Genomic DNA, 22,447 nt, shown 5'->3' with positions numbered 1-22,447 from the left:
GGGCACACCGGAACACACCGAAGACAAGGGAGCACCCACCGTGGACGTCGTCGACGCACACTGCCACATCATCTCCGAGGACCAGACCGCCTACCCCAAGGCCCCGATCGGGGGTAAGCAGTCGGCGTGGGCCGCCACCCGGCCCGTGACCGCCGAGGGCATGGTCAGCCGCATGGACGGCACCGACATCGACCAGGCCGTCCTGGTACAGGCCACCACCAACTACGGCTACGACAACTCCTACGTCCTGGACAGCAGCCGCCGGTGGCCCGACCGCTTCGTCGCCGTCGGCACCGTCGACCCGCTGCGCCCGGACGCAGCCGAGAACCTCAAAGCCGCCGTCGGCGAAGGCGGGCTGGCCGGTGTGCGCCTCTTCACCAGCGGCAGCACCGTACCCACCCAGGGCGAGTGGTTCGTCGCACCCGAGACGTTCCCCTTCTGGGAGCGGGCCGGGGACCTCGGCCTGCCGGTCTGCCTCCAGATGCGCCTCGGACCGGCCACCGGCCAACTCACCGAACTCCTGGAGCGTTTCCCGGGGGTCAAGGTGCTCCTGGACCACATCGGCTACCCCGACATCGCCGGCTCGCCCGCACGCGCCGGCGCCGAGGTCGCGGAGCTCGCGGCCCATCCCGGCCTGCACCTCAAGCTGACCCACCGCAACCTCGAACGGCTGGACGACGCCGGAGACGCGGCGGCCGACTTCCTCGGACCGGTCGTCGAGGCGTTCGGTGCCGAGCGGATCGCCTGGGGGTCCAACTGCCCGGCGGCCGAGCAGTCGCTGCCCGAACTCCTCGCCCTGGCCCATAAGGTCCTCGCAGGGCTGCCCGAGCAGGACCGGCGGGAGATCTTCGCGGGTACGGCCCGGCGCCTGTACCCGTCCCTGGGCGGGCACGGGAGCTGACCGTGATGCCGTCAGCTACTGTTCCCGCCTCGGGTCTCATCCTCACGGAACACAAGGGCGGTCAAGGTGGACAGCGACAGCATCGATGCCGAATCCGGTGCGAAGGCGTCGGGCAACCGGTACAGCCATGCCTACGAGGGGCTTCGAGCCCTGCTGCTGTCGGGGAGCATCGCCCCCGGCACGCGGCTGACCGAGGCGGACCTCACCCGGATGTTCGACGTGTCGCGGAGCACCATGCGCACCGCGCTGGCGCGACTGACACAGGAGGGGTACGTCACCAGCGAGGTCAATCGCGGGGTGCGGGCCCGCAGCTTCTCCGAGGAGGAGGCGGCGGACATCCTGGAGGCACGGGAGATCCTGGAGGCCGCACTCGCCGGCAAGGCGGCGGAGCGGGCCACGGCCGAGGAGATCGAGGAGCTGCGCAGCACCCTCCAGGAGATGGAGGAGGCCCAGTCCCGCGGCGACCAGGAGGCCTACTCGCGCGGCAACCGGCGCCTGCACCAGCAGATCAAGCTCGCCGCGCACCAGCAGACCCTCGCCCGCGCCCACGACACGTTGCTGTACCCCCTGGTGATGCGCCAGTACCGCAACCTCGCCGCGCGGCACCCCAGGGCCGGGTCGCTGGACGAGCACCAGGCCATCTTCCTCGCCATCGTCACCCGCAACCCCGACGCGGCGGCAGCGGCGATGCGTCATCACGTCGGCTCCGCCCGCCGGGCGCTGCTGCTCGACACGTCCCCAGAACCGCCCGTCGGCTGACGGGCGGCCGGGGCGGAAAGGACCTCATGCGCCGCCCCACCGCGCACACCGAAGCGGGCCCCGTCGAGGGCATCCCGTGCCGGGACCGCACGGTCACCGTCTTCCGCGGCGTCCCCTACGCCGCCGCGCCGGTCGGTGACCTGCGGTGGCGGCCACCGCAGCCGCCGCCCCACCGGGAGGGCACCCTCCGGGCCGACCGGTTCGGCCCCATGTGCCCGCAGGCACCCACCGAGGCCGCCGCCACCGGTGTCGACGTGCCGATGAGCGAGGACTGCCTGAGCCTCAACATCTGGACGGGCGCGGACTCCTCCACGGACCTCCGCCCCGTCCTCGTATGGATCTACGGCGGCAGCTTCCGCGAGGGCACGGGGGCACACCCCCGCTACGACGGCGAGAACCTGGCGGGGAAGGGCCTGGTCGTCATCACCTTCAACTACCGCCTGGGCGCCTTCGGTTTCCTCGCCACACCGGAGCTGAGCGAGGAGTCGGAGCACGGCACATCGGGCAACTACGGGCTGCTCGACTGTGTGGCCGCACTGCGCTGGGTGCGCGACAACATCGCCCACTTCGGCGGTGACCCGGACCGTGTCACCATCGCCGGTCAATCCGCGGGCGCCGGCATGGTCAACTTCCTGGCCATGTCACCGCTCGCGGCGGGCCTCTTCCACCGGGCCGTCGCACAGAGCCACGCCCGGTACGCACACGACCCCGAACTCCGTTACCTGTCCACCTCCTACCGCCTGCCGGCCGACGCGGAGAGGGCCGGCGCCCGGTACATGAGCGAGCACGGCGCACGTGGTGTCCGCGAACTGCGCACGCTGCACTGGCACAAACTGATCGACGGTCACCACCCGGTCGACACCGGGGTCGAGACCGGGGGAGAGGGGCTGCCACCCCTGTTCCGTCCGGTCGTCGACGGGTGGGTGATCCCCGCCGGGTACGACGAGACATACGCCAAGGGACTCCAGAACGACGTCGACTACCTCACCGGCGGCAACCTCGACGAGAGCGGTGCGGTCCCGGAGACACTGGTTGCCGCGCTGCGCGCCGGGCGACGCGTGACCCGGCCGGGCTCGCCGCCCGTCCATGTCACACTCGAACAGCATCTGGCCGCCGCACAGAGGAAGTTCGGCCCGCTGGCCGATGCGTTCCTGCGCCTCTACCCGGCGGCCACGGACGACGAGGCGGCGTCGGCGAGCAGCGCCGCGGCGCGCGACAGCGCCCGGCTCTCCACCTTCCTGTGGGGTGTCGACTGGAGCCGCCACGCCACCGGCAGTCTGCACACCTACTTCTGGACCCACCGCTCCGACGCGCAGGGCTCCGGGCTCCGCGGGGCCTTCCACGGCTCCGAGATCGACTACGTCTTCGGCAACCCCGCGGGCGGTACCGGGGCGTGGACCGACGAGGACCACGAGATCGCCCGCACCCTCTCCTCCTACTGGATCAACTTCGTCGCCACCGGCGACCCCAACGGCTCCGGCCTGCCCCACTGGCCCGCGTTCTCGCCCAACGCCGGCTCCGTCATGGAGACAGGCGCGCACTTCCGGCCCATCCCCGTGGCCGAACCGGATCGCACCGACTTCTGGCTCCGCTTCTTCCGTACTCAACAGGCCTGGTGAACAAAGGAGTTCCCATGCGACACCCCGCACGTCGCCACACACGTCGCCCCGCACGTCCCCGCGTCCTCGCTCTGACCTCGACCGTGACACTCGGCGCCGCCCTGCTGACCGGCTGCGGCGATCAGGGGGCGGCCACGGTGGGCGCCGACGGCAAGACGACCGTGTCGGTGGGCGTGAGCGGCAACGTCTTCGACCTGTCCATTCGTGTGGCGGAGGAGAACGGCTACTTCGACCAGCACGACATCAAGATCAAATACGTCACCCTGAGCGCATCGACGGGAACCTCGGCCCTGCAGTCGGGATCGGTGCAGGTCCTCAACTCCAGCCCCACCAGCTATGTGGCGGCACTCTCCAAGGGCCTTCCGGAGATATCCGTCGCCACGAACGGCGGGGGCAACCCGCTCGGTGTGGTCGTCAGCTCCGCGTTCGCCAAGAAGCACGGCCTGACCGCGGACACCCCGGCGGACCAGGTGGCCAAGGCCCTGGCCGACTCGACGGCCGGCGCCAGCTCCGCCAACACCAAGGCCGAGGCGGGCATCTTCCTCAAGGCCCACGGTGTCGATCCGGACAAGCTGAAGTGGGTCTCGCTGCCGAACCCGGCCGCCGACAAGGCCGCACTCGCCAAGAGCGAGGTCGACTGGTTCATCACCTCCGAGCCGATCCCGCTCCAGGTCCAGCACGAGGGGGACGGAGTCGTGGTCGCCGACCCGCTCAAGGTGCCCCAGTGGTCCTACGACGACGCCGGATACGGCCAGGCGGTCGTGGTGCAGAAGAGCTTCGCCAAGGCCAACGAGGCCACCGTGAAGGGGTTCGCCACCGCCGTACAGCAGGCGACCGCCTACCTCGCCACCCACAAGCCCACCGACAAGGCGGTGCTGGCAGCGGCGCGCAAGACGCTGCCGGGCGTGCCCGACCCGGTGCTGAGCGCCTCGGTCGCACAGGTGGACTGGCCGAGCAGCGCCGAGCAGGACGAGGCCGGCTGGAAGAAGACCGTCGCCTTCGTCAAGGACATCGGTGCGGTGGACGACCCGGAGGTCACCACCGACGACTGGACCAACACCTACCTGCCGTGACACCGGCCGACCCCGAGCGCAAGGAGCAGACCATGGCAACCGTCACCGGCAAGGCCGTGACCGAATCCAGGAACGCGGCGCCACCCCCCAGGAGGACACCCACCCGCTGGCGCGGCACCGCCACCGTCGTCGCACTGCGTCTCCTGGTCATCGTGGTCGCCCTCGTCCTGTGGCAGGTGATGAGCGGCCCCGTCGTTCCCGAGTACGCGGTCAGTAAACCCACCGACGTGGCCCAGGCACTCTCCGAGATGCTCGGTTCGGCCACCGGCTGGACCGACATCAAGGTCACGGCCGTCGAGGTGCTGGCGGGCTTCGGCCTCGGTGTCGCGGCCGGTACGGTCATGGGCCTGGTCCTGGGCTCGTTCCCGCTGCTCGGGCGCGTACTCGAACCGCTCGTCGCCGCCCTCAACGGCATCCCGAAGATCGCACTGGCTCCGCTGTTCCTGCTGTTCTTCGGGATCGGATCCTGGTCGAAGATCACCATCGCCATGACCGGTGTGGCCTTCGTGGTCTTCTACAACATCTATCTGGGGCTGCGGCTGAGGGAACGCGAACTCGTCGAGGTCGTCCAGGTGATGGGCGGGCGCAAGCACCACGTCCTGGGCTATGTGACGATCCCGACGCTGGCCGCTCCGTTCTTCGCCGCGCTCAAGACGGGTGGGCCGCTCGCCATCCTCGGCGTCATCGGCGGTGAGTTCATCGCCTCGTCCGAGGGAGTGGGCCACGAACTGTTCACGGCGGCGCAGAACCTCGACGCTGCCGCCGAGTTCGCGGGTCTGATCGTCCTCGTCGCGCTGACGCTCGCCCTCAACGGCGTGCTGACCGCCCTGGACACGTACGCCCTCAAGCGGCTGGGTCTCGCCGCCCGCCGCCGGGCGTAGCGGGTTGCCCCAGCTCGTTGTCCGCCGTCGCGGCGCGGGTCATGCCGGGCCCGCGTGCCCCGAGTCGGCACCCGGCGCGGTGCCGCCCCGCGTGTGCGCCTGCACAGCTGCCTCCAGAATGGCGCCTATCGTCTCGGGAGGCATCGCGGACAATCCGTCGAAGAGCCCGCTGGACCGCATCGCGATGACACCGACGAGGCACGAGATGAGCGCCTCGGCACGCGCCTCCGGGTCGTCCGCGCCCTCCGCGGCCAGCCGGCTCGCCAGCGGTGAGATGAGCCGGGTGCGCATCTCGTCCGCCGCCGACGCGCGGACCTCCGGGGCGCTGCTCTGCGACAGCAGAGCCTGCACGAGCGGACCCGGCGCCCCTCTGCGGTCCGCCCGGCGCAGGGCGTACGCGGTGAAGGAGCCGAGGTCCAGGGTCTGTGCCGAGGCGCTCACCTCGCGGGTGTCCTCGGCGACCGCCGACCGGTAGACCGCGACCTTGCCGCCGAAGTACCGCGCGATCAGGGAGGCGTCGACCCCGGCGCGTTCACCGATGTCCCGCAGCGTCACCGCCTCGTACCCGTGCCGGCCGAACAGGTCCCGGGCCGCGTCGAGCAGGGCAGCCCTGGTGGCGTCGGAGTCCCGCTTCCTGCCGCGCGGGCGATCCGTCTCCGAGCCCATCGGCCGTCCTTTCCGTGGGTTCCGTCGCCGGTCAGGAACCACGGCGGACGATACCCGAACCGGTTCCGTCCGACGGCGCACCGATGCCCCCGCCGCTCGCCACCCCCACGGTTTCCCCCGTGGAGCCGTCGGCCGGACGCGGAGGCATGGCCACGGCGGCGACGACACCGAGGAAGGACGCGGCCGCCGTCGCCAGCAGCGCCGTGGTGTAGGCGTCACCGGTGGGGAAGGCGGCGCCGGCCGGGGTGTGGGCCAGCATGATCGCCGAGATGGCGGCGCTGCCCACCGAACCGCCGACCGTACGCAGGACCTGGTTGAAGCTCGTCGCGCTCCCGGTCTCGGACGGCGGGACATGACGCACGATGAGCAGGGGCATGACCGCGTACGCGGCCCCCACGCCGTTGCCGAGCAGGAACGTACCCAGGACGAGGACACTCAGGTGGTCCCGCCACAGGGCGAGCATGATCAGGTCCACACAGACCAGCAGCGCGCCCAGCGGCAGCACCCGGTAGAGCCCGATCCGCAGCACCAGGGCCGAGGCGAGACGGTTGGCCGTGATGCTGCCCAGGGACAGGGGCATCAGCACGAGACCGGTGGCGGTCAGGGACAGATGGAAGCCGTACCCGGCCCCGTCGGGTACCTGGGTGAAGAGGTTGACCAGGGACAGCACCCCGTACATCCCGATGCCCATCAGCAGGGCCGTGGTGTTGGCGGCCAGCACCGCGCGGTTGCGGACCAGCCGGATGTCCACCAGCGGATGCCTGGCGCGCGAGGCCTGCACCATCCACAGGGCGAGCACCAGGACGCCCGCGCCCAGGCATCCGAGGGTGGCGGGCGAGGCCGGGCCCCAGGCCACTCCCTGGCTCAGGGCCAGCAGGAGCAGCGCGAGACCGGAACAGAGCAGCACGGCACCCGTCACGTCGAGCGGACGTCGCGGGACCGCGGAGCCGGCGGGCACGACCAGGGAGACCACGACGAGGGCGACGGCGCTCAGGCACGCGGCGAACCAGAACCCCGCCCGGTAGTCGAGGTGCTGGGCGATGATCCCGGTGACCGGATAGCCGAGGCCGGCCCCCACCGATGTGGTGATGGAGAGCGAGGCGATCCCGGTGCGCATGCGCTGCGGCGGCAGGTGCTCCCTGGCGACGGAGATGGCCAAGGGCATCAGTCCCATCCCGAGACCTTGCAGGGCCCGCCCGGCGATGAGCAGCCCGAAGAAGGGAGCGGTCGCGGCCAGGACACTGCCCACCAGCACCCCGCCCAGCGCCCCCTGGATGGCCCCGCGCCGCCCGGGGCCGTCCCCGAGCCTGCCGAGAACCGGTCCGGACACCGCTCCGGCCAGCAGGGTCACGGTGAGGATCCACTGCGCCGCGCTCAGGCTCACCTGCTGTTCGCGCGCGATGGTCGGCACCATCGGGGCCCCCAGCGTGCTGATCACGGACACCGACATGGCCGTGAACATCAGCGAGGGCAGCAGTATGCGGCTGCGGGTACCGCTCGTCGGGCCCTTGCCGGGACGGGAGCGTACGGGAATTCCGGTCATTCGATGCTCTCCCGGGCGCGGTATGTCATCCACTGATGTCATCAACGGATGACAAAGCTACCTTCGACGGTTCCGCCCGGCCAAGTGGGCCCACGGTCAGGACCCGGTCCGCAGCACCTCCGGGTTGGCGCAGTGGGCAGGGGCACGGCCGGCCAGGAACCGGCCGACCTCACCGGCCACGAGCGCGCACGCGTTGTGGGCGGTCTGCCTGCTGGCGCCGGCCAGATGCGGGGTCATGACGACGTGGGGGGTGCGCAGGAGCCGGGAGCCGGGCGGCAGCGGCTCCTCGGGGTAGACGTCGAAGGCCGCGCCGAAGAGCCGGCCCTCGTCCAGGGCGTCGCAGACGGCGTCGTAGTCGAGCAGGGAGCCACGGGCGCAGTTGACGAGTACGCCGCCGGGAGGCATGAGCCCGATCAGTTCACGGGAGAGCAGCCGCTCGGTCCCGGCAGTGGCCCTGGCGTGCACCGTGACGAAGGAGGAGCGGCGCATCAGCTCGGGGAGGCCAACCAGCTCCACCGGGTCCGCCTGGGCCAGGCCGGCCCCGTCGACGTACGGGTCGGCGACCAGGACACGGGCACCGAAGCCGTGGACGATGCGGGCCACCCGGGAGCCGATGGCGCCGTGACCCACGATGCCGACCGTGCTGCCCGCCAGCTCGGGGCCGACGCTGTCGTAGCGGTAGTAGTCGCCCCGCCAGACACCCGCGGTGAGGTCCTGGTGCGTGGCGGGGACGCGGCGGGTGGCGGCCAGCATCAGGGCGACGGTGTGCTCGGCGGTGGCCGTGGCGTTGCGGCCGGGGGCGAAGGTGACCGCGACGCCGTGCCGGGTGGCGGCCGCGAGGTTGGCGTTGACCGGGCCGCCCCGGCCGACGCAGAACAGCCGGAGTCCCGGGCTCGCGTCGAGGACCCGTTCCGTCAGCGGTGCCATCTGGGTGACGCAGATGTCCACACCGTCCAACGCCTCGATGAGCTGGTCCTCGGTACCGGAGGCCTCGTCGACCTCGGCCACCGCGCCGAAGGGCTCGACGGGCCAGGGCAGGGTCAGTTCGCGGACGGTGGCCTCGGGCGCCACCGGCCTGATGTGCTCGGTGAGCAGGGAGTTGCGGACGAAGTGGTCGCCGGCCGCGAGGATCGTGGTCACTCGGGTACTCCTGGGGTCACGTGCTGGTTCAGCGACAGCAGCGAGGGGGTGCCCTCGCCGAGGACGATTTCGTTCAACGCGCAGTTGGCCAGGTAGGGGAGGACACGGCGGTAGTCACGCAACGGGACACCCAGCAGCCGGCACAGGGCGAGCCGGATCGCGGTCGAGTGGGCCACGACGAGGACGCGCCCCTCCGGGTGGCCGGCCCGCAGAGCGGCGAGGAAGGCGGCGTAGCGTTCGCCGGCGGCGACGGGATCCTCGCCCTCGGGGAAGTGGCTGCCGACCGGGTCGGTGTCGAAGGCCTTGAGCGTGCCCGGCAGACTCTCCCGCATCTCTGCGCGGGTCATCCCCTCGGCGATCCCGAAATCGACTTCGCGCAGCCGTGGTTCGAGATGCAGCGGCAGACCGGCGTGGGCCGCGCTCCCCTCCGCGGTCCGCCGGCAGCGTCGCATCGGTGACGACCAGACCGCCGTGAGTTCCGCCCGCCCCGCCCAGGAGGCGAGCCGGGCGGCCTGGGCACGGCCGCGCTCGGAGAGGTCGATGTCGCTGACCCCGGCGTAGCGGTTCTCGTCGTGCCAGACGCTCTCCCCGTGCCGTACGAGGAAGACATGCAGGCTCATGGTGCGGTCCCTTTCCGTGCGTGGGCCGCCACGGTCCCTGGCAGCCAGCCGCGCTCGACGAGCAGATCGAGCAGCCGGCCGTAGCCCTCGTCATGCGCGGATCGTCGCGAGGCCCGTGGCTCGAGCGTCCGGCCGGGCCGCACCATCGAGGCCGCGGCACGGTCCAGACCGCCCGGACCCCCGAAGGCGGAGGCGGCGAGCACGGCCATGCCGAGCGCGGGAGAGGCATGGCGGGGCAGCGACACGGGCCGGCCCAGCACATCGGCGCGGAGCTGGTTCCACACCAGGTTCCGGGTCGCGCCGCCGGTGAGGACGACGGCCCCGTCGGTCGGGGCTCCGAGCAGATCCACAGAGGCGAAACAGAGGCGTTCGAGGTAGGCGACGCCCTGCATCAGCGCGGCGAAGTCCTCGGCGCCGCCCGCGGGTTCACGGCTGCGGAACGCCACGGCGTCCGGGGCGACGAAGGGGAACCGCTCCCCGGGCGAGACCAGCGGATAGCGCAGCAGCCCGGTGGGCAGCAGCGGCGCGGCGTCCTCGCTCAGCCGGTCCAGGTCCGCACCGGGGAACTCCCGGGCGACCAGGCCCGCACCGGTGCTGGAAGCGCCGCCGGGCAGCCAGTGGCCTGCGGGGGAGCGGTGGGAGTAGACGACACCGTTCGGATCGTGCAGCAGGTCCTCCGTGACACCCTTGAGGACGAGCGTGGTGCCCAGGACCGAGTTCCAGCTGCCGACGGCGGTCGCCCCGGAGCCCAGATGGGCCGCACAGCCGTCGGTCATCCCCGCGACCACGGGGATCCCCGGGACGAGCCCGCACTCGGCCGCGGCATCGGCGCAGACCTCTCCGATGACGGTGCCCGGCAGCACCAGGTCCGGAAGGGCCGTGGTGGGGACACCCAGTTCGGCGAGTACCTGTTCGGGCCAGGTCACCGTGGCGGCGTCGGCCCCCGACTTGAGTGCGTTGCTGGTGTCGGTGGGTACGTCGTGCCCGACGAGCCTGCGGTTGATCACATCGCTCTGGTGGGCGAGACGCCAGCCGTCCGCCACCGCGTGCGGATACCGGTCGAGCAGCCGGCGGAGCTTGGGCAGCCCCCAGGAACGCTGCATCCGCCCGTAGCCGGCCTTGGCCCACTGCCGCTCACCGACCGCGTTGACCTGCTCGGCCTCCACGCCGGCCCGGCCGTCGTCGTACATGAGCCCGGGGGTGACACACCTGCCGTGCCGGTCGGTCAGAGCGATGGTTCCGGACGTCGCGTCGACGGCCATCGCCCGGACACGGCGCGGGTCGGCGCCCGCGGCGCAGACCTGTCCGACGGCCGAGCAGACCGCACGCCACCACTGCTGCGGGTCCTGCTCATGACGTTCGCCCCGCCGGTCACCGGTCAGCGGCGACGACCCCGTGCCGAGCAGCCGGCCCTCCGAGGTCACGGCGACCGCGCGGACCCCCTGCGTGCCCAGGTCGACGCCCAGCCATACGTCCTGGCCCCTGTCGTCGGTCATGGGCGCGCTCCGCCGGAGAGCCCCGAGCCCTCACGCCCGAGCGCCCAGATCGGCCGGTGCAGCTCCCGCAGCCGGAGGAACTCCGCGTAACGAGCGTCCAGGGCCCGGCCCTTGGCCGGGTCCGGCTCACAGGTCGCGGAGATGCGTACGTGCCGTGCCGCAGCGGTGGCGAAGTCCGGCTCGCGGCCCGTCGCGACCATGCCGGTCAGCCAGGCGCCGCGGGCCCCGGTCTCCGTGTCGGCGGGGATCGCCACGGGCAGGCCGACGACATCGGCGATCAGCCGCGTCCAGTACGCGCTGCGGGCACCGCCGCCGCTGAGGGTCAGCAGCTCCGGGGCGGCCACGGAGGCGGCGAGGCAGTCGCGGATGGCCATGGTGGCGCCCTCCACCACCGCGCGGGCCACATCCTCCCGGCCGCTGTCGAGGGAGAGGCCGGAGAGGGAACCACGGGCTCCCGGGTCGAAGAACGGGGCGCGTTCCCCGGCCGATGAGACATAGGGCAGGAAGCGCACTCCGGCCGTGCCGTCGGAGCCGCGCTCGGCCAGGGCCATCAGGCCGCTGACGGAGTCCAGCCCGAGAAGCCGTGCACCCCAGAGCAGCATGTCGCCGCCGCTCATGGTGGGGAAGGCGCGGAGATAGTGGCCGGGGACGCCCAGGGTGACGGTGATGCCCACCGGGTCGTCGGTGAGCACACCGCCGGCCGAGTCGCTGACGATCTCGGTGGACAGTGTGGTGCCGAGCACGGTGCAGGCCCGTCCGGTGCTGACGGCGCCGGAGCCGATGGCGGTGGCGCAGATGTCGTAGGGCGCCAGCACCACCGGAATGCCGGCGGGCAGCCCGGTCGCCTCGGTGGCCGTGGTGCTGAGCGCCGTCACACGGTGGTCGTCGTCCCTGAGCGCGGGCAGCAGCTCACGGGCCCACTCCAGGCCGTACAGCTCGAACAGCCGGTCGGACCAGGTGCGGCGCACGATGTCCAGGAAGGGCGCGGACGCCTCGGACTCGTCCACGGCCGCCTCTCCGGTGAGCTTCAGGAAGAGCCAGCCGCCGCAGGTCAGCAGGTGGCGTGAGCGGCGTGTCCGGTCGGGGTCGTGCTCCCGCATCCAGGCCAGTACGGCGTTGGGCATACCGGTGGACAGCCGGGAACCGCAGATCCTGAAGGCCTGCTCCAGGGTGCCGTCGCGCTCCCAGCCGGCGACGAGCCCGGCGGCCCGGCCGTCGTTCCACAGGACGGCGGGCCCGGTGGGGCGGCCCAGGCCGTCGACGAGCCACGCCCCGTCGCCCTGCCCGGTGACGGCGACCAGCTCGGGCGGCTCGGGCAGCGCGGCCACGACTTCCCTGGTCGCGGAGGCGACCGCCGTCCAGACCTGGTCCATGTCCTGCTCGGCCCGGCCGGGCTCGGGCCTCAGCGCCCGGGTCGAGCGGTGACTGACCGTCAGTTCATTTCCGTCGGAGCCGTATCCGACGACCTTGACCGTGGTGGTGCCGGCGTCGATGGCCAACGACGTCATGCTCTCAGCCCCTTCCGTGCGCCTGCCGCGAGCGGCGGGCGGCGGAGTCCAGGGCGACGGCGACCAGCAGCACGCAGCCCGTGATGATGAAGCGGTACGAGGAGTCGAGATTGAGCAGGGTGAGCCCGCTGGAGATCGACTGGATGACGAGGACGCCGAGCAGGGCGGCGAAGGCGGAGCCACGGCCGCCGAAGAGGCTCGTCCCGCCGATCACCGCGGCCGCGATGGCGTTGAGGTTCACGTCCGACGTGCCCGTGCTCTGGTTCGCTGCCGCGAGACGGGCCGCGGCCAGGACCCCGCCGGTCGCGGCGAGCGTCGAACACATGACGAACGCCGCGGTGTACACGGCGCGTACGTCGGTACCCGCCCTGCGGGCGGCCTCCGCGTTACCGCCCACCGCGTACAGGGACCGGCCGAACCCCGTCCGGGTGAGGACGTGGTGCAGGACCAGGACCAGCGCGACGAAGAGCACGAACATCCACGGCACACCACGGGTGCGGTTCAGGTAGTACACCGCGAACAGCAGCGCCGCCGTCAGCACGAGTGAGCGCACGAGCAGCCACCGAGGTGAGTCGGACGGCAGTCCGGCGCGATGGCGGCCGCGGGCACGCGCAAGACCGACGGCGAGGAACCCTCCGGCCGCCACGAGCGTGAGGGCGTAGGCCAGTGCCTCGGGGACGAACCACACCTGGGCGAACCGCACCAGGCCGGAGTCGTACGGCAGGTTGATGGCGTTCTGGCCGCGCAGGAGCCACAGCTGGGTACCGAGGAAGGCCAGCAGGCCGCCGAGCGTGACGACGAAGCTGGGCACTCCGAAGCGGTTGAGCATCTGCCCGTAGACCCAGCCGATCACCGCACCGACACCGGCCGCCAGCAGGACCGCCAGCCACACCGACTGCTCATGACGGACCATCACCACACCCGTGGTGGCGGCGGCGACACCACTCACGGAGCCCACCGACAGGTCGATCTGGCCGACCAGCAGGACGCACACCACGCCGAGCGCGATCACCCCCAGGGACACCATGTCGAAGGCGAGGTTCACCAGGTTGGTGCTGGAGAGGAACGTCCGGTTCAGGGACTGGAAGATCGTCCAGATCACCACGACACCGGCGACGACCGGCAGCATGCCCGGATCGCCTGCCCTGGCCCTGCGGACCGTGTCGCGGACGCTGTCACGGAAACCGTGCCGTGCCGATGGAGGTCCGTCCGGTGGTTCCTGGCCCGTAACGCTCGTGATCATGGAGCTCGTCATACGTACCCTCTCCCGCTCCGGTACGGCACGCCGCTACTCGATGCCCAGACGCCGGCAGTCGTCCGCGTACACACGGGTGCAGACATCCGCCGCCTTGAACACCCGGCCGGGACCGAGCACGACCTTCCCGACGTTGTCCCGCGTCACCACCGTCGGTTCGAAGAGCTGCGAAGGCGTGTCGAAGAGTGTCGTGTCCGCCTCGGGCTTCTCCCCCTTCATCAGCTGATGGGCGGCCACCGCCGCCGCCTCGGCGACCGTCCTGATGGGCTTGGAGATGGTGTTGTACTGGTCGCCCGAGACGACGCGCTGGACCGCCGCCAGCTCGGCGTCGTTGCCGGTGACCGGAGGGACCTTCACCTCGGCTCCCTTGAAGGCCGCGATCGCGCCGCCCCCCGTGCCGTCGTTGGCGGCCACCACACCGGCGATCCGGCCCGGGTGCTGGGCGATCTGCCCGCTCACCCACTGCTGCGCCTTCTCCGGCGACCAGTCGGGGGTGTCGTACTCGGCGAGCAGATCGAACCCGCTGTCGTCCACGGCCTTGTGGATGCCCTTCTTGATCAGCCCGGCGGCGGCGTCGGTGGGAGAGCCGTTGACCTGGAGCAGTCCGCCCTTCGCTCCCGTCCTCTCGAGATGGCCGACCAGCGACCGGCCGATGGCCTCGCCGATCGCCTCGTTGTCGAACGAGACATAGAAGTCCGCCGGCTTCTTCGACACCGGGCGGTCGTAGGCGATCACCTTGACGCTCTGGGAATGCGCCATCTGCACGATGGTGGACGCCGATTCGGAGTCGACCGGGTCCAGCACGATGACCTTGGCGCCCTGCGCCATCGCCGAGTTGGCCTGTTGCTGCTGCAACGCCGCGTCGCTGTCGGCATTCTGATAGATGACCTGGCACTCCTGGCAGAGCGTGCCCATGCGCTTCTTGAAGAGCGGGGCGTCGTACTGCTCGTAGCGGGTGGAGGCCAGGTCGGGCATCAGGAACGCGACCTTGCCCATGCCGCTCCCACCGCCGTTTCCGCTTCCGTCGGAGCCGGCCGTGCCGGGTTCCTCCGCGCATGACACGAGGGCGCCCATGGCGAGGATGCCGGTGAGAACAAGATGTGCAGGTCTTCTCATGTTCCACTCCCTGCGCATGGACGCTGAAGGCAACGCTCAGGAAACTCAGATGTTTCATTTGTGTCAACGGGCCGCAGTAATTGAACAATTGCCGTGCCGTTTCCCCCGTATTCGATGTTCCCTCGGCGTCCGGGCCCCGGCATTCGGGATGCGGAGCCCGGCCGTCGGTCCTCGTCCCGGAGCGCGGCGAGGGCGTCGGCGGGGAATGTTCACTTCACAGAAAACGAACAGGAGCGCTTGTGGGAGCAGAGGACCGACAGCCGGCCGGAGTAAGTGGCAGGAAGCCCCGTGAACGGCGCGAGCGCATCAAGGCCCGAGTCGTGGACACCGGTTTCGTCCGGATCGAGCAGCTGGCGGACGAGCTGGGCGTGACCGCCATGACGATCCGACGCGATCTCGACCACCTGCAGGACAGAGGCTGGCTGAGGAAGGTCCGAGGAGGCGCGACGGCTCAGCCCTCGACCGCCTTCCACGGCGATGTCCGCCACCGCGCCCGCGCCATGGCGGCGGCCAAGGAAGCCATCGCCCGCGCCGCCCTGCCTCTGGTCAAGCCCGGGCAAGCGGTCGTCATCGACGACAGCACGACGGCCCTGGCGCTCACCCGTCTCCTGGGCCGGCACGCCCCGCTGACCGTGATCACCAACTTCGGCCCCGTCACCCAGTCGCTGGCCGGCAGCCCGGGCATCGAACTCATCTCGCTGGGCGGCACCTACTACCCCGCCTACGACGCCTTCCTCGGCCTGCGCACCGTGGACGCCGTGGCCAGTCTCAGCGCCGACACGCTCTTCGCCTCCACGACCGCCATCACCCGTGGCCACTGCTACCACCAGTCCCAGGAGACGGTGGCGGTGAAGCGTGCCCTGATGGACGCCTGTGCGCGCAAGATCCTCCTGGTCGATCACACGAAGTTCCGCCGCCGAGGCCTCTACCAGCTGGCCCCCGTGACCGCCTTCGACCTGGTCGTCGTCGACTCCGGGATCCCGGCCTTCGACCTCGACGCCCTCCAGGCCGACGGCGTCGAGGTCCTCGTGGCCCGCCCGGAGCAGCCGCGTCCGGCACACGACTCGTAGTAAGGTAGAGAAACAGCACTTGACCTGCAAAAACGCAGGCAGGGAGCCTCGGACCAGGAGTACCTCGATGATGCGTACCATGTTCAAGTCCAAGATCCACCGGGCCACCGTGACCCAGGCCGACCTGCACTACGTGGGCTCCGTGACGGTCGATGCCGACCTCATGGACGCCGCCGACCTGCTGCCCGGCGAGCTCGTGCACATCGTGGACATCGACAACGGCGCCCGGCTCGAGACGTACGTCATCGAGGGGGAGCGCGGCTCGGGCGTCATCGGGATCAACGGCGCCGCCGCCCACCTCGTGCACCCCGGTGACCTGGTCATTCTCATCAGCTACGCCCAGGTCGACGAAGCCGAGGCACGCGCCCTCGTGCCGAGCGTCGTGCACGTCGACGCGGAGAACCGCATCGTGGCCCTGGGCACCGACGCCTCGGCCCCCGTGCCGGGCACGCGCACCGAGCGCAGCCCGCAGGCCGTCCCCGCACGAGGCTGATCCGTCCCACGCGTCCACCGTGCGAGGGAGCGCTCGCCATGGCAGAGAAGAACACCGCAACGGAGATCCGGGACGACCGCGAGAACGGGAAGCTCGTGGCCTACGCGGACGGCTCGGCCGCGGGAATCATCGCGTACTTTGCGATGTATCCCGAACCGGGTGCGCTCGTGGCCGTGCACACCGTCGTCCAGCCCGAGCACGAGGGCAAGGGCATCGCCGGCTCCCTCGCGCGGGAGTTCTACGCCCTGGCGGCCCGCCAGGGCGTACCCGTCGTCCCCCTCTGCCCGTACGTCGCCGCGTGGGCGCTGCGGCACCCCGATCTGGCGCCCGCCGCGCCCGAAGACCTGGTGCGCCGGGCCGAGCGGCAGCTCGGGTCCCATCCCGAGCTGTTCTGAGCCCCCGGTCGGGGGAACCCCGGCCGGGAGTCACGGCGCGTACGTATGGACTCGGCGGGCGAGGGAAGCCGCACCGGGAGACGGTGGAGAGGAGATCCATCGCGTCCCGTTCGTCGCACCTGGAGGACCGAGATGACGCACCCCAGTCCCGACCCTGTGCCCACGCCGACGCCCCCGCCCGCGCCGGGGCCGCCGACGCCGGTGCCCGCCCCGCCACCCGCACCGCCGGGCCCCGTACCGCCCGGCCCCGCGCCCGACCCGATTCCGCAGCCGCCCAACCCGAACCCTGAACCTGTACCTGAGCCCGAGCCCTCGCCCCAGCCGGCCGGCTGAGCGGGCCACCGCGTATCCGTCGATGATCGCCATGTCCTCGACGAACGCACAGATGCGGGCCGAGTCCTTGACCGGCCGGGCGAAGGGAGCCGTTCAGCGGGCGCCGGGATCGGCCGCGACGCGTTCCAGGACGGCGTCGAGGTCGGCGCGGGACCACCAGGAACCCGCCCTCATCACGCCCGCGATCCGACGCAGGGCGGTGTGGTCCTCCAGGGGGTCCTCGGTCAGGAGCACCAGGTCGGCCGGCATCCCGGGGAGGACCCGGCCCGAGGCGCCCTCGTCGCCGAGGAAGCGGGCGGGTTCGGTCGTCGTCATCCGCAGGATGGTCAACGGGTCGATCCCGGCTTCCGCGAGATGGTCGAACTCGTCATGGAGGGCGAAGCCGGGGATGATGCCCGCGGCTCCGCAGGCGTCGGTGCCCGCGACCATCGGGACGCCGGCGTCCGCGAAGGTCCTGGTCATCCGCAGTTGCGCGTCCCAGTGGTGGTGCAGGGCGTCGCGGGTGACGGCGGGGAGCCTGGCGAACTTCCTCGACGACCTGTCCCAGGCGCGCAGCTCGCCCGGAGCCATGTAGCGACGCCTGGGGTCCTGCGTGTGCTGGGGTGAGTCGCCGAACTGCTGGGTGTGGACCCGGATCAGGGTCGGGCACTGCCAGGTGGTGTGCGCGACGAACAGAGCGGCCAGTTCCTCCGCCTTCCGCTGGTCGTAGGAGCCGTCGGCGAGCTCGTAGGCGTGCGCCTCCAGCTCCGAGGTGCTGGTCGCGGGGTTCACGACCATGCGTTTGATCAGCTTCGTCGCCAGCCTGTCGGCGCCCGGGATCCTGACCTTGGGGATCGGCGGGAGCTTGCGGGTGGCGTTCCTGGCACGCACCTCACCCTCCTGGGACGAGGCCGCCGCGAACATGGTGACACCGGGGCCGAGGTGCTCGATCGACCAGGTCCCACCGCGCGCCGCCTCCCGGGGATCGAGATCGGCCGGAAGGTGGCCACCCAGGAGGATGCCGAGCCGGTTCGCCTCCTGCAGGGCTGCCAGGAAGGTCTCGCCGGTCGTCATCCCCGCCTTGACGAAGTCGGCACCGTCCCTGTGCTGCTCCCGTACAGCCTGAACCGCGCCGTCCACAGTGCCGGCGTTCAGCGGGGTCAGCAGGTCGCCGGCGGTCGCCCTGAGCGCCGGGGCACCGGTCGGCCGGGGCAGTGTGCCCTCGCGCCGGGACTTCAGCAGCGCCCTGCTGCCGGACATCTGGCGGAAACCGACGACGCCGTTGGCGAGCATCAGGGCATAGGTGCCGTCGACGTCCTCCGGGGTGTTCAGGGCGTGCATGTGCATGTCCTGGTACGCCGGTACAAGGAACCGGCCCCGCCCTTCCACCACGTGCGCGTCCGTGACCGGGCCGCCGGTCGCCGTCACGGACGTGATCCGCCCACCTTCGACCACCACGTCCTGTCCGGTGGTGTGTGTCCCGTCCAGCGGGTCGACCACGGTGACATCCCGCAGCCGCACACGTCCCTCGACCGAGGACGGTTCCACATACCTGCTCATGTCGCTCCTTGCCGTGATCGCTGCAACAGTTGGTCCCCGACCGCGCCGAAGCTCACCGCGCCGAAGCTCACCGCGTGGAAGCGGAGAAGAGGGCGCGGGCGTTGCGGCTGGTGAGGTCTCGCCATGTCTCGGTGGCCGACGGCTGCGCGGCGGCGTCGACGGACCTGATCTGCGCCAGCACCCCGTCGGCCGGGGTCCAGCAGTGGTCGCTGCCGTACAGCAGGTGTCCGGTGCCGAAGGCCGCGTCGAGCGCGGGGATCTGACGCGGGAACGGCGTCCCGGCCATGTCGTACCAGAGGCGCCCGAGCTGCTCCACGACCGAGGCCGCATCCTCGGGCCCGTCGCCCAGGAGCCCCCGGAACAATTCCATCCGGTCGGCCAGCAGCGGAAGGGCTCCACCACCGTGGGTCAGGACCCATCGGATGTGAGGGTGCCGGGAGAGGACGCCACGGAAGAGCAGGTCGCTCACCGTGCGCGCGGTGTCGAAGATGAATTCGAGCATCGGGCGCGGCCGGCCGAGGGCGACGCTGTCCGCGTGGGGTGGCGACGTCGGGTGGACGAAGACGAGAGCGCCGCGGCGGTCGAGCTCCTCCCACAGCGGTTCGAGCCGCGCATCGCCGAGATAGAGCCCATGATGGTTGCTCTCCACCGCCACACCGTCCGCGACCAGGGTGTCCAGTGCGTGGGCCGCCTCGGCGATCGAGCCCTCGACGTCGGGCAGCGGAAGCGACGCGAAGTGCCCGAACCGCCGGGGGTGCTCGTCGCGTACGCCGGCACCGAACTCGTTAACCTCCCGGGCCAGGGCGCGGGCCGCGGTGTCGTCCCCGAAGTGCACGCCGGGCGACGACACCGACAGACAGGCCTTCTCGATTCCTCCGCGGTCCATCAGCCCGAGATGGTCCTCCACGGTCCACGCGGGCCAGCCGGGCATCCCGTCGGGCCGCTCGATGCCCGCGGACCGGGCGGCGGCCACGTAGCTGTCGGTGACGAAGTGGGCGTGGACGTCGATGAGCCCGGTCGTCGATGGCATGAGGCCTCCGTGTCGCTTGTCCGTACGCATGCCACCGTAGGAACCCGGTCGTAGAGTGGCATCAGTGATTCCGATGAATGAAACGCCGGACGAGGACGATGGACCCCGGCCGCGTCGCGGAGGCCGCCCGGCCAAGGGCAGGCCGGTGATCAACCGGGCGTTCGACCTGCTCAGCGCCTTCGACAGCACGCACCGTGCGCAGACACTCGCTGACCTCGCGCAGCGCAGCGGCACCCCGCGCAGCAGTACTCTGCGGCTCGCCCGCATGCTCATCGACGTAGGCGCGCTCGAGCGTCTGGATGACGGCAGGTTCATCGTGGGGCTACGGCTGCTGGAGATCGCCTCGCTGGCACCGCGTGGCCACGGACTGCGGTCCGTCGCGATGCCGTTCATGGAGGACCTCTTCCACGTCACGCGACAGCATGTGCTTTTGGCCGTGCGGGACAAGGGGGAGGCACTCCTGGTCGAGCGGCTCTCGGCGCTCGACGCGAACCCGGTGCGCTACCGCGTGGGAGGCCGCCTCCCACTGACGGGGACCGGCGTCGGTCTCGTCCTGCTGGCCTTCGCACCGCAGAGCGTCCAGGACGACGCCATCGCCACCTACGAGCCCGGACACGGCGACGACGGCATCGTGACGCCCGCCGACCTGCGCCGGATGCTCGCGGAGGTGCGGCGCGGGGACCACGCCTTCGTACGGCAGCGGAGCCCCTGGCCGGTCAGCACGGTGGCCGCCCCCGTACGGGAGGGAAGCGCGGTGGTGGCGGCCCTGTCGGTGGTGGCACCCAGCACCGGATTCACGGACTCGGGCTACGGTCCGGCGGTACGGGCCACGGCCCGGGCGGTCTCCCGCCAGCTCTCGGCCGACGGCCGCCGGGCGATCCCGCTGGGAGGGCCGGACGCGGCCGTGTGAAGCGACTCGTGCCCGGAGTGACAGAGCCCTGGCCGGTGATGACGCCCGCGGGTGTCAGCTGGACGTTGTGGCGTCGACCGTCCGAGGGGTCGGGCACGCGGGACACGAGCCCGCGTGAATCGAGCCTGCGCAGGACGTTGCTCATTCCGCCGGTCGTCAGCAGCAGACGTGCCGCCAGCTCCTTCGGTCGCTGCTGGTAGGGCTGCCCACCGAGCGCAGGGTCGCGAGAACGCGCTCGCCTCCCTCGACCGGTGCACCGAACTGATGGAACGGGTCGGCGAACACCAGGACGGTGTGAGGGTCACCATCGGGGAACGGGGGGCGGACGACGCCTTCCTGGCGGCGGCGGCCCGCTTTCGCCGCGCAGGCCGCGGCGCAGACCACGGCGCACACCGCGGACGCGACACCGATGCTGGACAACGGGCTGGCCGTGGACTCGCCCCTGATGGGCTGGAGCGGGTGGGGTTTCCTGCAACGGGACCCCACGGCGGACAAGTTCAAGGCTCAGGTCGACGCCCTCGTGTCGAGCGGACTGAAGGACCTCGGCTACAACTACGCCAACATGGACGACTTCTGGTACAAGTGCCCCGGCAGTCAGGGCCCCGACGTGGACTCCAACGGCCGCTGGGTGACCGACGAATCGCTGTTCCCCGGCAGCGGATCCAAGGACGGCATGGAGGTACTCGGCGACTATGTGCACGGCAAGGGGCTCAAGTACGGCCTGTATGTGACACCGGGCATCTCCGCCCAGGCGGTGGAGAAGAAGACGAAGATCGAGGGTACGTCGTACACCGCCGACCAGATCGCCACCTCCGGCAGTGCGAGCAACTTCAACTGCAAGGGCATGCGGAACATCGACTTCAGCAAGCCGGGCGCACAGGAGTTCATCGACTCCTGGGCCCAGCAGTTCGCCGACTGGGGAGTGGACTATCTGAAGCTGGACGGGGTCGGCCCCTCGAAGACGGACGACGTCAGGGCCTGGTCCGTGGCGTTGGAGAAGACAGGCCGGCCGATCGCGCTGAACCTCTCCGCCAGCCTGTCCGCCTCCTCCACCTGGTCGGAACTGTCGAACTCCTGGCGTATCGACGGTGACATCGGCGCCAGCCCGAGGGGTTACAGCTTCCCGCTCACCAGCTGGGAGAACGTCTCCAAGCGCTTCGATGACGCGGCCAAGTACCAGCCGTACGCCAGGAAGGGAGGATGGAACGACTTGGCCTCGTTCGGAGTCGGCAACGGTGAGAACGACGGCATCACCCCGCCGCAGCGACAGACGAACATGGCACTGTGGGCGCTGGCCAGCTCCCAGTACATGCTGGGCGCCGATCTGACGGACCTCGACCCGGCGGACAAGGAGCTGCTGGCCAACAAGAGGCTCATCGACATCGACCAGGACGGCATACCGGCCGCCCGGGTGATCAAGGACGGTGACCAGCAGGTCTTCGCCAAACGTGAGAAGGACGGCACCTGGTACATCGGTGTGTTCAACACCGACACCTCCTCCAGCCACACCTTCAGCGTCCCGCTCGATCAGCTCGGGATCAGCGGCTCGGCGAAGACCACCGACATGATCAACGACGACAAGCCGCTGGGCACCGTCAGCACCTACACCACCAGCGTGGCCCCCGGCGGTGTCGCCCTCATCTCGGCGGTCCCCACCTCAGGGACGGGCGGAACCGGCACGCTGGTCAGCGCCCAGTCCGGCACGTGCCTCGACATCGACGGCAGCGTCTATCTCCCCGGCACCACGGCGCAGATCTGGGAGTGCGACGGCGGTCTCAACCAGCTGATCACGCCGACCTCCTCCGGTGAGCTGCGCACGATGGGCGCCACGGAATGCCTGGACATCTTCGAGAACGGGACCACCCCGGGAACGAAGGTCTCGCAGTGGAACTGCCACGGTGGTACGGCGCAGAAGTGGACCGTGAAGAGTGACGGCACCATCGTCGGCCAGAAGTCAGGCCTGTGCCTCGACGTGAAGGGCGGGAAGACCGGGAACGGCACGGAGCTGCAGCTCTGGACCTGCAACGGCACCGACGCCCAGAAGTGGTCGTGGGCCGGCCGCTGAAGCCGCTGTGACGCATGACGGTGCCCCGGCCGCTC

22 protein-coding genes are annotated in these 22,447 nt (G+C 71.0%); 10 read left to right on the top strand and 12 right to left on the bottom strand.

The annotated features are described in order from the left end of the window. The first annotated feature begins 40 nt into the window (after positions 1–40). The 5 genes from OG623_RS02125 to OG623_RS02105 all read left to right on the top strand — a co-directional run bounded on the left by OG623_RS02125 (position 41) and on the right by OG623_RS02105 (position 5,233). Positions 41–901: an amidohydrolase family protein gene (locus OG623_RS02125; RefSeq protein ID WP_406143735.1), complete on the top strand. Its 861-nt coding sequence runs from the start codon at positions 41–43 to the stop codon at positions 899–901. A 66-nt stretch (positions 902–967) separates the two neighbouring features. Further along, on the top strand, positions 968–1,660 hold the full coding sequence (locus OG623_RS02120; RefSeq protein WP_406143733.1) for a GntR family transcriptional regulator: 693 nt from the start codon (positions 968–970) through the stop codon (positions 1,658–1,660). A gap of 26 nt (positions 1,661–1,686) precedes the next feature. Next, positions 1,687–3,279 (top strand): carboxylesterase/lipase family protein, encoded by a 1,593-nt coding sequence (locus OG623_RS02115; protein ID WP_406143731.1) that lies wholly within the window; start codon positions 1,687–1,689, stop codon positions 3,277–3,279. 14 nt (positions 3,280–3,293) lie between these two features. Then, positions 3,294–4,352, top strand: coding sequence for an ABC transporter substrate-binding protein (locus OG623_RS02110; RefSeq protein ID WP_406143729.1), 1,059 nt, complete (start codon positions 3,294–3,296; stop codon positions 4,350–4,352). Positions 4,353–4,384: 32 nt separating this feature from the next. Beyond that, a complete protein-coding gene (locus tag OG623_RS02105; protein WP_406143727.1) occupies positions 4,385–5,233 on the top strand; it encodes an ABC transporter permease in 849 nt (282 codons plus the stop codon). A gap of 39 nt (positions 5,234–5,272) precedes the next feature. Here OG623_RS02105 and OG623_RS02100 read toward each other — a convergent pair whose 3' ends face one another. From OG623_RS02100 to OG623_RS02065, 8 genes are all read right to left on the bottom strand, one after another. Beyond that, complete coding sequence (locus OG623_RS02100; RefSeq protein ID WP_406143725.1) at positions 5,273–5,899, bottom strand: TetR/AcrR family transcriptional regulator; 627 nt, start codon at positions 5,897–5,899, stop codon at positions 5,273–5,275. 31 nt (positions 5,900–5,930) lie between these two features. Next, complete coding sequence (locus OG623_RS02095; protein ID WP_406143723.1) at positions 5,931–7,442, bottom strand: MFS transporter; 1,512 nt, start codon at positions 7,440–7,442, stop codon at positions 5,931–5,933. Between the two features lie 96 nt (positions 7,443–7,538). Then, a complete protein-coding gene (locus OG623_RS02090; RefSeq protein WP_406143721.1) occupies positions 7,539–8,582 on the bottom strand; it encodes a 2-hydroxyacid dehydrogenase in 1,044 nt (347 codons plus the stop codon). Continuing rightward, on the bottom strand, positions 8,579–9,202 hold the full coding sequence (locus tag OG623_RS02085) for a histidine phosphatase family protein (RefSeq protein ID WP_406143719.1): 624 nt from the start codon (positions 9,200–9,202) through the stop codon (positions 8,579–8,581). Before OG623_RS02085 ends, OG623_RS02090 begins: the two co-directional genes overlap by 4 nt. Next, on the bottom strand, positions 9,199–10,698 hold the full coding sequence (locus OG623_RS02080) for an FGGY-family carbohydrate kinase (protein WP_406143717.1): 1,500 nt from the start codon (positions 10,696–10,698) through the stop codon (positions 9,199–9,201). The genes OG623_RS02085 and OG623_RS02080 overlap by 4 nt, the downstream gene beginning before the upstream one ends. Further along, complete coding sequence (locus OG623_RS02075) at positions 10,695–12,206, bottom strand: FGGY family carbohydrate kinase (protein ID WP_406143715.1); 1,512 nt, start codon at positions 12,204–12,206, stop codon at positions 10,695–10,697. Before OG623_RS02075 ends, OG623_RS02080 begins: the two co-directional genes overlap by 4 nt. 4 nt (positions 12,207–12,210) lie before the next feature. After that, complete coding sequence (locus OG623_RS02070; RefSeq protein ID WP_406143713.1) at positions 12,211–13,449, bottom strand: sugar ABC transporter permease; 1,239 nt, start codon at positions 13,447–13,449, stop codon at positions 12,211–12,213. Positions 13,450–13,494: 45 nt separating this feature from the next. Then, positions 13,495–14,577, bottom strand: a complete 1,083-nt coding sequence (locus tag OG623_RS02065) for a sugar ABC transporter substrate-binding protein (protein WP_406143711.1) — start codon at positions 14,575–14,577, stop codon at positions 13,495–13,497. A gap of 305 nt (positions 14,578–14,882) precedes the next feature. On the opposite strand from OG623_RS02065, the gene OG623_RS02060 reads away from it, so the two are divergent. From OG623_RS02060 to OG623_RS02050, 3 genes are all read left to right on the top strand, one after another. Next, on the top strand, positions 14,883–15,647 hold the full coding sequence (locus OG623_RS02060) for a DeoR/GlpR family DNA-binding transcription regulator (protein ID WP_406151639.1): 765 nt from the start codon (positions 14,883–14,885) through the stop codon (positions 15,645–15,647). A 67-nt stretch (positions 15,648–15,714) separates the two neighbouring features. Next, positions 15,715–16,140, top strand: a complete 426-nt coding sequence (gene panD, locus OG623_RS02055) for an aspartate 1-decarboxylase (protein WP_406143709.1) — start codon at positions 15,715–15,717, stop codon at positions 16,138–16,140. A 38-nt stretch (positions 16,141–16,178) separates the two neighbouring features. Beyond that, positions 16,179–16,535, top strand: coding sequence for a GNAT family N-acetyltransferase (locus OG623_RS02050; RefSeq protein ID WP_406143707.1), 357 nt, complete (start codon positions 16,179–16,181; stop codon positions 16,533–16,535). A 426-nt stretch (positions 16,536–16,961) separates the two neighbouring features. Here OG623_RS02050 and OG623_RS02045 read toward each other — a convergent pair whose 3' ends face one another. Further along, positions 16,962–18,407 (bottom strand): amidohydrolase family protein, encoded by a 1,446-nt coding sequence (locus OG623_RS02045; protein ID WP_406143705.1) that lies wholly within the window; start codon positions 18,405–18,407, stop codon positions 16,962–16,964. Between the two features lie 67 nt (positions 18,408–18,474). Beyond that, on the bottom strand, positions 18,475–19,437 hold the full coding sequence (locus tag OG623_RS02040; RefSeq protein WP_406143703.1) for an amidohydrolase family protein: 963 nt from the start codon (positions 19,435–19,437) through the stop codon (positions 18,475–18,477). A 73-nt stretch (positions 19,438–19,510) separates the two neighbouring features. Between OG623_RS02040 and OG623_RS02035 the strand changes: the two genes are divergently transcribed. After that, positions 19,511–20,347, top strand: a complete 837-nt coding sequence (locus OG623_RS02035) for an IclR family transcriptional regulator (RefSeq protein WP_406143701.1) — start codon at positions 19,511–19,513, stop codon at positions 20,345–20,347. Here the strand turns inward: OG623_RS02035 and OG623_RS02030 are convergent. Together OG623_RS02030 and OG623_RS02025 are read right to left on the bottom strand one after the other, a co-directional pair. Then, positions 20,232–20,507: a MarR family winged helix-turn-helix transcriptional regulator gene (locus OG623_RS02030; RefSeq protein WP_406151637.1), complete on the bottom strand. Its 276-nt coding sequence runs from the start codon at positions 20,505–20,507 to the stop codon at positions 20,232–20,234. The two genes, OG623_RS02035 and OG623_RS02030, sit on opposite strands and share 116 nt — an antisense overlap. Next, positions 20,504–20,767: a hypothetical protein gene (locus OG623_RS02025; RefSeq protein ID WP_406143699.1), complete on the bottom strand. Its 264-nt coding sequence runs from the start codon at positions 20,765–20,767 to the stop codon at positions 20,504–20,506. The genes OG623_RS02030 and OG623_RS02025 overlap by 4 nt, the downstream gene beginning before the upstream one ends. Here OG623_RS02025 and OG623_RS02020 point away from each other — a divergent pair. Beyond that, positions 20,757–22,412: a glycoside hydrolase family 27 protein gene (locus tag OG623_RS02020; RefSeq protein ID WP_406143697.1), complete on the top strand. Its 1,656-nt coding sequence runs from the start codon at positions 20,757–20,759 to the stop codon at positions 22,410–22,412. The genes OG623_RS02025 and OG623_RS02020 overlap by 11 nt on opposite strands. The last annotated feature ends 35 nt before the right edge of the window (positions 22,413–22,447 follow it).

The sequence above is a fragment of the Streptomyces sp. NBC_01012 genome (assembly GCF_045162755.1).
In the GTDB taxonomy this organism is placed as follows: Bacteria; Actinomycetota; Actinomycetes; order Streptomycetales; family Streptomycetaceae; genus Streptomyces.
This window is presented reverse-complemented; position numbering and strand designations above follow the sequence as displayed.